The sequence below is a fragment of the Actinomadura sp. 9N407 genome, from assembly GCF_044326315.1.
GTDB lineage: Bacteria > Actinomycetota > Actinomycetes > Streptosporangiales > Streptosporangiaceae > Spirillospora.
On sequence record NZ_JBIRAW010000005.1, the window covers coordinates 22,357 to 33,426 of the forward strand.

The 11,070-nt window shown below is 72.5% G+C and carries 10 protein-coding genes; 8 read left to right on the top strand and 2 right to left on the bottom strand.

Features of this window, described 5'->3' with window-relative positions; translation table 11 throughout:
• The first annotated feature begins 92 nt into the window (after nt 1-92).
• The 4 genes from ACH34Q_RS09715 to ACH34Q_RS09730 all read left to right on the top strand — a co-directional run bounded on the left by ACH34Q_RS09715 (nt 93) and on the right by ACH34Q_RS09730 (nt 5,517).
• Nucleotides 93-719 carry a TetR/AcrR family transcriptional regulator gene (locus ACH34Q_RS09715; protein WP_395982473.1) on the top strand — a complete coding sequence of 209 codons (627 nt, stop codon included), beginning with the start codon at nt 93-95 and terminating at the stop codon, nt 717-719.
• 274 nt (nt 720-993) lie between these two features.
• Nucleotides 994-2,175, top strand: a complete 1,182-nt coding sequence (locus tag ACH34Q_RS09720; protein ID WP_395982474.1) for a zinc-dependent alcohol dehydrogenase — start codon at nt 994-996, stop codon at nt 2,173-2,175.
• Nucleotides 2,176-2,284: 109 nt separating this feature from the next.
• Nucleotides 2,285-3,301, top strand: coding sequence for a Ppx/GppA phosphatase family protein (locus tag ACH34Q_RS09725; RefSeq protein ID WP_395982475.1), 1,017 nt, complete (start codon nt 2,285-2,287; stop codon nt 3,299-3,301).
• A gap of 68 nt (nt 3,302-3,369) precedes the next feature.
• Nucleotides 3,370-5,517, top strand: a complete 2,148-nt coding sequence (locus ACH34Q_RS09730; protein ID WP_395982476.1) for a beta-glucosidase — start codon at nt 3,370-3,372, stop codon at nt 5,515-5,517.
• A 26-nt stretch (nt 5,518-5,543) separates the two neighbouring features.
• Here the strand turns inward: ACH34Q_RS09730 and ACH34Q_RS09735 are convergent, their stop codons facing one another.
• Nucleotides 5,544-6,626 (bottom strand): FUSC family protein, encoded by a 1,083-nt coding sequence (locus tag ACH34Q_RS09735; protein WP_395982477.1) that lies wholly within the window; start codon nt 6,624-6,626, stop codon nt 5,544-5,546.
• A 190-nt stretch (nt 6,627-6,816) separates the two neighbouring features.
• On the opposite strand from ACH34Q_RS09735, the gene ACH34Q_RS09740 reads away from it, so the two are divergent.
• Genes ACH34Q_RS09740 through ACH34Q_RS09755 form a run of 4 tightly spaced genes read left to right on the top strand, consistent with a single transcriptional unit; the run spans nt 6,817 to nt 10,232 of the window.
• Complete coding sequence (locus ACH34Q_RS09740; protein WP_395982478.1) at nt 6,817-7,641, top strand: ABC transporter permease; 825 nt, start codon at nt 6,817-6,819, stop codon at nt 7,639-7,641.
• Complete coding sequence (locus tag ACH34Q_RS09745; protein WP_395982479.1) at nt 7,638-8,453, top strand: ABC transporter permease; 816 nt, start codon at nt 7,638-7,640, stop codon at nt 8,451-8,453. Before ACH34Q_RS09740 ends, ACH34Q_RS09745 begins: the two co-directional genes overlap by 4 nt.
• A complete protein-coding gene (locus tag ACH34Q_RS09750; protein WP_395982480.1) occupies nt 8,446-9,222 on the top strand; it encodes an ABC transporter ATP-binding protein in 777 nt (258 codons plus the stop codon). Before ACH34Q_RS09745 ends, ACH34Q_RS09750 begins: the two co-directional genes overlap by 8 nt.
• Nucleotides 9,222-10,232, top strand: a complete 1,011-nt coding sequence (locus ACH34Q_RS09755) for an ABC transporter substrate-binding protein (protein WP_395982481.1) — start codon at nt 9,222-9,224, stop codon at nt 10,230-10,232. Before ACH34Q_RS09750 ends, ACH34Q_RS09755 begins: the two co-directional genes overlap by 1 nt.
• Before the next feature lie 39 nt (nt 10,233-10,271).
• Here the strand turns inward: ACH34Q_RS09755 and ACH34Q_RS09760 are convergent, their stop codons facing one another.
• Nucleotides 10,272-11,027, bottom strand: a complete 756-nt coding sequence (locus ACH34Q_RS09760; protein WP_395982482.1) for an IclR family transcriptional regulator — start codon at nt 11,025-11,027, stop codon at nt 10,272-10,274.
• Between the last annotated feature and the right edge of the window lie 43 nt (nt 11,028-11,070).

Genomic DNA, 11,070 nt, shown 5'->3' on the forward strand with positions numbered 1-11,070 from the left:
GGTGCTTCCTCTCGCCCACCTGAACGGTTCCTGAACGCCGCTCCCCGCCGATTCTGGAATAACGTTCGGTAATCTGGGGGCCGGAGGTGGCGATGACGCGCAAGGCGGGTGGCCGCTCGGGCGAGGGCTCCTGGCAGTGGAGCCGTACGGCCGAGACGCGCCGGGGGATGCTGCGGGCGGCGCGCGAGGTGTTCATCGAACGGGGCTTCGCCGAGTCCAGTGTGGCCGACGTCGTGGAGCGCGCCGGCTCCAGCGTCGGCAGCCTCTACCACCACTTCGGCGGCAAGAGCGAGCTGTTCCTGGCGCTGTGGGACGACCACCACAACGAGTACGAGAGCAACGCGGCCAGCGCCGTCGCCAAGGCCAGGGCCGCCGGCGAGGACGACCCGCTGGAGCTGTTCGTGCACGGGGCGCGGGCGTTCCTGCGGGGATCTTGGGAGCGCCGCCACCTCGTCCGGCTCTTCATGGACGGCGACGCCCCGCCCGGCTTCGAGCTGGTGCGCCGGACCCGCGGCCGCGACTGGATCCGGCAGAACGCCGTGCTGCTCGGCGCGGGCACCGGCCCCGAGGACCGGGTGATCGTCACCATGCTCACCTCGATCATCGGCGAGGCGGGCCGGGAGGTCGCCGCCTGCGAGACCGCCGAGGAGGCCGCCGTCGTCGCCGACACGGCCCTGCGCCTGATCCGCCGGCTGAACCCCCTCGACATGGAGGCCTAGCCGGAGGCGCCCGTCCGGGAACGGGAACCGCCGGCCTCGCACATGGCAGCGCAACGAGACCGGCGGCCGGCCGGAGAGACCGTGTTCCCCTGTTCCGTGTTCCCTGTGTTCCCTGTGTTCCGTGCACGTCCCCATAACGTGCACGGACCTTCATGCAGGTAGGTGTCGTCCTCACCGACTGCGAGCGCTTTAAACAAGATGGACGCCGTGGATGACCGGCATCGCCATCTTTTAGGTGATGTTTCGGGTCGGTGGGCCGGGTAGGGCCGATCGCATGAAGGCACTCACCTGGCACGGCAAGCGCGATGTGCGCGTGGAATCGGTGCCCGATCCGGCGATCAAGGAACCCACCGACGCGGTGATCCGCGTCACCAGCAGCGGGGTCTGCGGTTCCGACCTGCATCTGTACGAGGTGCTCGGGCCGTTCATGACCGAGGGCGACATCCTCGGACACGAGCCCATGGGGATCGTCGAGGAGGTCGGCCCGGCGGTGTCGCACATCCGCCCCGGGGACCGGGTGGTGATCCCGTTCAACATCTCCTGCGGGCACTGCCACATGTGCGATCGCCGCCTGTACGCGCAGTGCGAGACCACGCAGGTGCGCGACGAGGGGATGGGCGCCGCGCTGTTCGGCTACACCCGGCTGTACGGCCAGGTGCCGGGGGGCCAGGCCGAGTACCTGCGGGTGCCGCAGGCGCAGTTCGGGCCGATCAAGGTGCCCGAGGGGCCACCGGACGACCGGTTCCTCTACCTGTCGGACGTGCTGCCCACCTCCTGGCAGGGCGTGGAGTTCGCCGACATCCCCGACGGCGGCAGCGTGACCGTGCTGGGGCTGGGACCGATCGGGCAGATGATCGCGCGGATCGCCCTCCACCGCGGCTACCGGGTCATCGGGGTGGATCCGGTGCCGGAACGGGTGGAGACCGCGCGCCGGCACGGCATCGAGGTCATCGACGAGACGGCGGTGGGGGACCCCGCGGAGGCCGTCCGCGAGATGACCGGCGGACGCGGCACGGACTCGGTCATCGAGGCGGTGGGCATGGAGGCCCACGGCTCGCCGGGCGCCAAGATCGCGCACACCCTCACCGGGCTGCTGCCGGACCGGGCCGCGGCCCCGCTGATGGCGCGGGTCGGGGTGGACCGGATGGCCGCGCTGCTCCAGGCGATCGAGATCGTCCGCCGCGGGGGCACGATCTCGGTCATCGGGGTGTACGGCGGGATGACCGATCCGCTGCCGATGCTGCGGATGTTCGACAAGGGGATCACGCTGCGGATGGGGCAGGCGCACGTCAAGCGCTGGATCGACGACCTGATGCCGCTGCTCACCGGGGACGGCGATCCGCTCGGCGTGGACGGCCTGGCCACCCACCACCTGCCGCTGGCCGAGGCCGCGCACGGCTACGAGATCTTCCAGAAGAAGCGGGACGGCGCCCTCAAGGTGGTCCTGAACCCCTGAACCCCCTGAAACCCTGAGCGGCGGGCGGATCCGAGCCGCCGGTGGTCCTCCCGGATGTCCGAAAAGAGGCTGCCGGGATGGAACCGCGTTCCGGGGGTAACGGGGCCGCATGCGCTCAGCGATCCTGGACATCGGCTCCAACTCCGCCCATTTGAAGATCGTCGATCTGGAGCCGGGGGAGCCGGCCCGCGACGTCCGCTCCGTCAAGCGGCCGACCCGGCTGGCCGAGTCGCTCCGGCGGGACGGCCGGCTCGGACCGGCGGCGGCCGGCCGGCTGGGCGCGTCGGTGGCCGAGGCGTTGGCCGTGGCCCGTGCCGAGGGCGCCCAGGAGCTGATCGCCTTCGCCACCTCCGCGCTGCGCGACGCGGTCAACCGCGGTGAGATCGTCGCCGGGCTGGCAGCCCGTACGGGGGTGGAGCCGGCGTTCCTGTCCGGCGAGGACGAGGCGCGGCTGACGTTCCTGGCCGCCCGGGGCTGGTACGGATGGTCCGGTGGGCCGCTGCTGCTGGCCGACATCGGCGGCGGCTCGCTGGAGATCGCGACCGGGGAGGGCGCCGAACCGGACCTCGCGATGTCCCTGCCGCTGGGCGCCGGGCGCCTCACCCGCGACCATCTGCCCGGTGACCCGCCCGGGCGCAAGGACGTCAAGCGGCTGCGCGGGTTCGTCCGCGAGCGGCTGGCCGAGTGCCTGCCCCGGGGACCGTACGATCCGGGACCGGAACCGGCCCGGGCGATCGCCACCTCCAAGATCTTCACGCAGCTGGCCAAGCTGAACCGGCGCAAGGACGCCGACGGCAACCGGATCCTGCGGCGCAAGGATCTGCGCGCGCAGATCCCGCGCCTGGCCGGGATGACCGCCGCCCAACGGACCAGGCTGAAGGGCGTCTCGGCATCGCGCGCCCCGCAGATCCTGGCCGGTGCCGTGGTCGCCGAGGCGGTGATGGGCCATCTGGGCCTGAAGCGGCTGGAGATCTGCCCGTGGGCGCTGCGGGAGGGCATCGCGCTGCGCCGGATCCAGCATCTGGACGGGCTGGGCCCGCACAGTGACGACATCGCCCACCTGCTGCGGACCCTGCCCGAAGGGCGTGCGCGGCTCCAGGCGGTCGCCGGCCAGTCATCGGCCTGACAACGTTCTGACGAATAAGGCTCAGCCGGCTGATAGGCAGCGCCCCGGCGCCGTTTTACTGTCCGCTCATGCGAACCCGGCCGACCGTCGCCGTCACCGCGTCCGTCGTCTCCGCCGCCTTTCTCGCCGTCGTTCCGGCAGGGGCCGCGCGGCCCGCCACGGTGTGCGGGGACGTCGCCGAACGCCCCTGGTGCCGGACCTCCCTGCCGCCCGACCGTCGCGCGGCGCTGGTGCTCGCCGCGATGACCCTGGACGAGAAGGCGGACCTGATGGGCGGGGACGAGTTCCTCGGCCAGATCACCTCGGGCTGGGACGGGAACGCCCGCGCGGGCACGCTCAACGGGATCGCGCGGCTCGGCATCCCGGGCCTGCGGCTCAGCGGCGGCGACGCGGGCGTACGGCAGGGGCAGGCGACCGCGCTGCCCGCGCCGATCGCGCTCGGAGCGAGCTTCGACACCGGGGCGGCCCGCCGGCACGGCGCGCTGGTCGGCGACGAGACCCGGCGCAAGGGCAGCGAGGTCACGCTCGGGCCCGCGCTGGACCTGGTGCGCAACCCGCGGTTCGGGCGCTCGTTCGAGCAGTACGGCGAGGACCCGCGGCTGATCTCCGGGATCGGCACGGCGTGGATCAGGGCGGCGCAGGCCGAGGGCGTCATGGCCTCGGCCAAGCACTACACCGCGTACAACCAGGAGGCCGAGCGCTACACCATCGACGCGGTCGTGGGCGGACGGGCGCTGCGCGAGATCTACCTGCCGCCGTTCGAGGCGGCCGTCCGGGACGCCGGCGTGGCCACGGTCATGTGCGCGTACAACAAGGTCAACGGCGCCTGGGCGTGCGAGAACGAGACGCTGCTGAGCCGCATTCTGCGCGACGACTGGGGCTTTCGCGGCCTGGTCGTGTCGGACTGGATGACGCAGCTGTCGGGCACCGCGCCCCCCGCCCGTGCCGGGATGGACCTGGAGATGCCGGTCGGTGCGCGGTTCAACCCGTGGTTCCTCAAGGCCGAGATCGCGGCGGGCCGGCTGGACCGGACGACCGTGGACGCGCGGGTCCGGGCGATCCTGCGCACGATGTTCGCGTTCGGTGTCTTCGACCGGCCGCCGTACCCGAACGCCCCCGCCACCATCGACGTGCCCGCCCACCTCGGCACCGCCCGCGAGCTGGCCGAGGAGGGCATCACGCTGATGAAGAACGACGGCGTGCTGCCCCTGCGGGACCCCGGGCCGGGCCGGGCCTCGTCGATCGCGGTCATCGGCTCGGCCGCCGACGCGTACGTGAGCGGCGGCGGATCGTCCCAGGTCCTGGCGCGCTCACCGGTGACGCCCCTGCAGGGCATCCGGGAGCGCGCCGGCCGGAGCGGCGTCCAGGTGCGGTACGACAACGGGACCGATCACGCCCGCGCGGCCGCGGCGGCCCGGGACGCGGACGTGGCCGTCGTGGTCGCCGCCGACGCCCGTACCGAGTTCGCCGACCAGTGGTGCCTGACCCTGAGCTGCGGTGACGCGCTGCGCGGTGACCAGGACGGCCTGATCTCGGCGGTGGCGAAGGCCAATCCCCGGACCGTGGTCGTCCTGGAGAACGGCGGCCCCGTCCTGACCCCGTGGGCGGACCAGGTCGAGGGGATCGTGGAGGCCTGGTACCCGGGCGAGCAGGGCGGCCACGCGATCGCCCGGGTGCTCTTCGGCGACACCGACCCCGGCGGGCGCTCGCCGGTCACGTTCCCGGTCGCCGAGAAGGACGCCCCGGCGGCGGGCGGAGCCGCGCAGTATCCCGGCGAGAACGGCAAGGTCCATTACTCCGAAGGCGTCCTGGTGGGATATCGCCATTACGACGCGCGCGGGATCTCACCGCGCTTCGCCTTCGGTCATGGCCTGTCTTACACGACGTTCTCGTACGGTGATCTGGCCGTACGGCGCGACCGTGTCGAGATCACGGTGACCAATACCGGAGACCGGTACGGCACGGCGGTCCCGCAGCTCTATCTGGGGCTTCCCGGGACGCCCGAGGCACCCCAGCCGCCCAAGCAGCTCAAGGGCTTCGACAAAGTGAAACTGAACCCGGGGGAGAGCCGCCGGGTCGTCATGCCGCTGAACGAGCGGGCGCTGTCGTACTGGGACGAGCGTGCCGGGGCGTGGCGGGTGGCTCCCGGGTGCGTGTCGGTCATGGTCGGCGCGTCGTCGAGGGACATCGCGGCGACGTCCCGCCTCTGCCCTTGATGACACCGCCTGATGGCATGGGTGCCTTATGACATGGGAGTGCGGACGTCGTCCAGCATGCGCCTGCTCAAGCGCAGCAGTTCCTTCTGCGGATCCCACAGCCCGGGCCCATCGGTCCCTGGGCTTCGATGGGGGGCCTCCAGCCGCTTCTGCATCCCGTCGGCCTCCTCCAGCGAACCGGCGTCGGCGAGCTCGGGGAGCTTGCGTATGAGCTCGGCGACGCAGCGCATCAGGTGGGCGTACTCGCCACGGAACGTCGGGTCGTACCGGGTCGTGTCGTCCTCCAGATCGTTGGCCTCGCGCAGCGTGCCCGCGATCGAGCGCAGGTTCGCCGTGGCCTGGTCCAGCGCGTTCAGGAGGCGGGGGGCCGGCCAGGGGCCGGACGCCTCCTGCCACCGGGCCCGGTAGCCGCGCAGCCGCGCCCGCGGATTGGCCCGCAGGCTCTCGCGGCCGTGGTCATAGGCCCGGTGCGCCTGGTCCTGGGTACCGAGCAGCTGCCGTTCGTGCTCGCGCCAGTGCGACCACCAGCCGTCCTCCTCCGTCACGGCCTCGGCCAGCCGCGCCGTCGCGTCCGAGAGGGTGTCCCGCATCCCCAGCAGCGCGTTCTCGGCCCGGCTGAGCCGCACCGGCGGGAAGACGACGGCGCTGATCGAGAGCCCCACCACCAGCCCGACCGCCACGTCCGCCAGCCGGGGCAGCACGTACGACACCACCTCGTGCCCGCCCACCAGCAGTGCGAACAGCGCCGTGAACGCGACCTGCGAGGCCTGGTCGCCGAACCACTTCCACTCCGAGACCACCAGCGCCACGACCAGCACGGCCGCGATGCCCAGCGCGTTGGGCCCGATGAGGAGGCCGACCGGTATCGCCAGCAGCCCGCCGGCCAGGAACCCCGCCGCGTACCCGAGGCTCTCGCGCAGCGAGCGCGCGATCGTGGGATAGACGCCGAGCAGCGCGGCCAGCGGGGCGAAGTACGGCTGCTGGTGATCCAGCAGCCAGCGCGCCGCCAGCCAGGCCAGGACCGAGGCCGCGACGGCCTTGACCGTGATCTCCGCGCGCTCCTGCCAGTACGCCTTCCTGCCGCGTACCGCGTGCAGGGTGCCGGTCATCCCCCTCGTCCTGTCCACGGGACAGTCATGTCCACGCGACGGCAAAGCACTCGTACCCGCACGTCCAGGCATGAATTCCATGCTGCGGAATTCAGTGGGTGAGCTATTGCACAGTGTGGAAGGCATGCATAGGTTCGCAGCACTCGGCCATACGGCCGTGACGCAGCACCAGGTTACGAGGGGAGGTCCCGTGTCCGATGTCGCCCGAAGCCGGCCGCTCACCTGGCGCCGGCTTCCCGCCCGCGGCCGGAAGGATCTGGCGCTCAAGATCGCGGGCGTGGCGGTGACGCTGGTCCTGGCGGAGGCGGTCACCCGTGGCGGGCTGCTGCCGTCGCGCTGGTTCCCGCCGGCCGGCGAGATCTACGTGGAGTTCGGGAAGCTGGCCGGGGGCCGCCCGCTCTGGGTGGAGATCGGCCGCACCCTGTCGGGCTGGGCGGCCGGGCTCGCGCTGGGCACCGCTCTGGCGGTACCCGCCGGGATGGTGCTCGGATCGAGCCGGACCGCCTACCGGCTGGCCCGGGTCGCGATCGAGTTCTGCCGCCCGGTACCGCCGGTCGCGCTGATCCCGCTCGCCGTGCTGGTGTACGGCACCGGCCTGCAGACCAAGATCTTCCTGGTCGCGTTCGCGGTCTTCTGGCCGCTGCTGTTCCAGACCGTGTACGGCGTCCAGGACGTCGACCCGGTGGCCAAGGACACCGCCCGCGCGTACGGCCTGGGCACCCTGGCCAGGTTCCGGACGGTCGTGCTGCCGAGCGCCACCCCCTACATCGCGACCGGGCTCCGGATCTCGTCCTCGATCGCGCTGATCCTGGCCGTCACCGAGGAACTGGTGGTCGGCACGCCCGGTCTCGGCCGGGCGATCATCGTGGCGCAGTCGGCCGGCGACCCGACCCGGATGTACGCGCTGATCATCGTGACCGGACTGCTGGGCTGGGCGCTGAACGCGGCCTTCCAGTCCGCGGAGCGCCGGGTGCTGCGCTGGCATCCCGCGCAGCGGCTGGAGGAGGCCCGATGACGCGCCCGATGGCCCTGAAGCCCCAGGCGACCCGGCAGATCGTCCGGCGGCTCGGCGCGCTCGTGCTCTCGCTGGCGGTCCCGGCCGCCGCCGTCGCGGCGTTCTGGATCTGGTCGGAACGGGCGGGCAGTTTCTTCTTCCCGCCCGCCTCGGAGATCGCCCGCTACTTCGGCGAGCTGTGGCTGTTCGACCGGGTGGCCGCCGACGTGCTGCCGAGCCTGGCCCGGATGTTCGCCGGGTACGGCATCGCCGCCGTCCTGGGCGTGGCCGTGGGCACCGCCCTCGGCCTGTCCCGCACGCTGCGTACCGCCACCGATCCGGTGGTGCAGTTCCTGCGGGCGCTGCCGCCGCCCGCGCTCATCCCGTTCGCGCTGCTGCTGTTCGGCGCGGGCGACGCTTCGAAGGTGTTCATCATCGCGCTCGGCACGGTCTGGCCGATCCTGCTCAACACCGTGGACGGGGTCAGGGGCGTGGAGCCGCAGCAACTGGAGGCGGCCCGCTCCTACCAGATCCCGGCCCGCGCCCGGCTGGTACGGATCGTGCTGCCGGCGGCGAGCCCGCGGATCTTCGCGGGCCTGCGCACCAGCCTGTCCATCGCGATCATCCTGATGGTCGTCTCGGAGATGGTCGCCAGCGACAACGGCGTCGGCTACTTCGTCCTGGAGTCGCAGCGCTCGTTCGCGATCCCGGAGATGTGGACCGGGATCGTCCTGCTGGGCGTGCTGGGCTACCTGCTCAACCGGCTCTTCCTCGCGGTGGAGTCACGCGTGCTGTTCTGGCACCGAGGTCTGAAGGGGAACACCGATGCTTGAGGTCTCCGGGCTGCGCAAGGTACACGGCGCCGACCCGTCCGGGCGGCCCGCCGTGGCCGACCTGTCGTTCGAGGTCGGCGAGCGCGAGTTCGTCAGCGTGCTGGGCTCGTCGGGATGCGGCAAGACCACCATGCTGCGCTGCCTGTCCGGGCTGGAGCCGCCGACGGCCGGCGAGGTACGGCTGCACGGTACGCCGGTCACCGGCCCGCCCCGGGAGATGGCGTTCGTCTTCCAGGACTACAGCCGCTCGCTGTTCCCGTGGATGACGGTGGAACGCAACGTGTCGTTCCCGCTGCGCCACAAGGGCGAGTCCAAGCGGGACGCGGGGAAGGCGACGGAGGAGGCACTGGACGCCGTCGGCCTCGGCGGCCGGGGCGGGGCGTACCCGTGGCAGCTGTCGGGCGGCATGCAGCAGCGGGTGGCGATCGCCCGCGCGCTGGCGTACCGGCCGCGGATCCTGCTGATGGACGAGCCGTTCGCGTCGGTCGACGCGCAGACCAGGGCCGAGCTGGAGGACCTGCTGCTGGCGATCTGGCAGCGGTACGAGACCACCGTGCTCTTCGTGACCCACGACATCGACGAGGCGGTCTACCTGGCCGACCGCGTGCTGGTGCTGCGGCCTCCCGCGCACGTCGGGCTCACCGTCGAGGTCGACCTGCCCCGCCCGCGCGACCAGCTCGCCACCAAGGCGCACCCCGACTTCGGGCGGCTGCGTGCCGAGCTGTTCGCGGCGCTGCAGGGCGAGAGCGCGCCGGCCGGGGCCGCGTGATGGCCCGGCGGCCGCGGGCGCTGCGCTTCACCCTGGCCGCAGTGCTGGCCGTGGTGCTCGGCGGCGGCGCGTGCAGCGACTATGGCGGCGATCTGTCGGGCGGCGGCGCGGGCGGTGGCTCCGAGATGGGCGCCGGTGCCGACGGGCTGAAGACGGTCAAGGTGACCGACACCGCCGGGATGCCCTCGGCCTTCCTGATCTACGGCGTCCAGCGCGGCTACTTCAAGGCGCAGGGCCTGAACGTGCGGGTGCAGACCTCGGCGGGCGGCGCGGCGGCGATCCCCGCGCTGATCAACGGCGGGCTCGACGTGGCCGGCTCCAACGTGGTGTCGGCGATGATCGCGATGAACCGGGGGCTGCCGATCACGATGGTCGGCTCGGGGACCCGCGCGTCCACCGATCCCGGCCAGGACTTCTCCGGCCTGGTCGTCCCGCAGGACAGCCCGATCCGCAGCGCCGCCGACCTGGCCGGCAAGCGGGTCGCCGTCAACACGCTCCGCAACATCAACGACATCGTGTTGGACGCGTCCGTACAGCGCGCGGGCGGGCGGCCGGCCGGGACCAAGTACGTCGAGATGGGCTTCCCCGACATGGCGCCCTCGCTGGAGCGCGGCGACATCGACGCGGCGATGCTGATCGAGCCGTTCCTGACCATGGCCAAGAGCGCGGGGATGCGGGAGGTGGCCAGGCCGTACACCGACACCAGGCACGGCCTCCAGATCGGCACGTACCTCATGGCCAGGGAGAAGGCGACGAAGGACCGCCGGCTCGTCTCGTCCTTCCAGGCGGGCGTGCGGCGCACGGCCGAGTCGATCTCCCGCGATCCGAAGGCGTTCCGCCAGGCGCTGCCCGGCATCGCCGGCTTCAAGCCGGAGCTGGCGGCGAAGATCCACCTGCCGAGCTGGAGCGGTGCCACCGACCGCGCCTCGGTGGAGCTGATCGGACGGTCGATGCGGCGGCTCGGCCTCACCGAGCGGGAGTTCGACTACGACAAGGGCGTCCTCAAGTGAGGCCCGGCCCGGTTCCGGGACGAGGTCCCGGGCGAGGTCTCAGGTAAGGCGCGCGTGCAGGAGCTCCTGGACCGACTCGACGGCCCGCTCCAGGTGCGGGACGAACTCGCGGCGCGCGTCGGCCTTCGCCGTCCTGGCGGCCGGGAGCACGACCGCGATGGCGGCGATGGGGGTGTCGGTCAGGTCGCGCACGGCCACCGCGACCGCGCAGATGCCCTCCTCGCCCTCCTCCTCGTTGAGGGCGTACCCGTGCCGCCGGACCAGCGCCAGCTCCGCCTGGAGCCGGTCCCACGTGGTGATGGAGCCCGCCGTACGGGTGCGCAGGGCCCGGTCGCGGTAGCGGCGGTCCAGTTCGGTCGCCGGGAGCGCCGCCAGGATCGCCTTGCCCGCGGCGGTGCAGTGGGCGGGCATCACGACCCCCGTACGGTCGCCGACGCGGACCGTACGGGGGCTTTCCACGCAGTCCACGAACCGTACGTCGCGGCCTTCGAGCAGCGTGAGGCTGACCGTTTCCAGGGTCTGCTGGCTCAGCTCCTCCAGGACCGGCCGTGCCACCGACCGGATGTCGATGCGCCCGATCGCGGCCAGGCCGATCTCGTTCAGGACCGGGCCGGGGCGGTAGACGCCGTTGGGCTTGTCCTGGAGCACGAACCCGCGCCGCCGCAGCGCGCTCAGCAGCCGGTGCGCGGTCGAGGGCGCGACGCCGAGCCGCGCGGCGGCCTCGGACACCCGGAGCGTCTGCTGCTCCCCGATGAGCTCCAGCAGGCGCAGCGCGTTGTCGACCGAGCTGGGCACTCCGTCGGAGCCGGGTGGCGCGGATGGAGGCGGCCCCGATGGT

What these genes read in the sequence shown, in the direction of transcription:
- ACH34Q_RS09715 (WP_395982473.1), top strand. Translation starts at nt 93, where the DNA reads ATGACGCGCAAGGCGGGTGGCCGCTCGGGCGAGGGCTCCTGGCAGTGG.
- ACH34Q_RS09730 (WP_395982476.1), top strand. Translation starts at nt 3,370, where the DNA reads ATGCGAACCCGGCCGACCGTCGCCGTCACCGCGTCCGTCGTCTCCGCC.
- ACH34Q_RS09720 (WP_395982474.1), top strand. Translation starts at nt 994, where the DNA reads ATGAAGGCACTCACCTGGCACGGCAAGCGCGATGTGCGCGTGGAATCG.
- ACH34Q_RS09735 (WP_395982477.1), bottom strand. Translation starts at nt 6,626, where the DNA reads ATGACCGGCACCCTGCACGCGGTACGCGGCAGGAAGGCGTACTGGCAG.
- ACH34Q_RS09745 (WP_395982479.1), top strand. Translation starts at nt 7,638, where the DNA reads ATGACGCGCCCGATGGCCCTGAAGCCCCAGGCGACCCGGCAGATCGTC.
- ACH34Q_RS09750 (WP_395982480.1), top strand. Translation starts at nt 8,446, where the DNA reads ATGCTTGAGGTCTCCGGGCTGCGCAAGGTACACGGCGCCGACCCGTCC.
- ACH34Q_RS09725 (WP_395982475.1), top strand. Translation starts at nt 2,285, where the DNA reads ATGCGCTCAGCGATCCTGGACATCGGCTCCAACTCCGCCCATTTGAAG.
- ACH34Q_RS09755 (WP_395982481.1), top strand. Translation starts at nt 9,222, where the DNA reads ATGGCCCGGCGGCCGCGGGCGCTGCGCTTCACCCTGGCCGCAGTGCTG.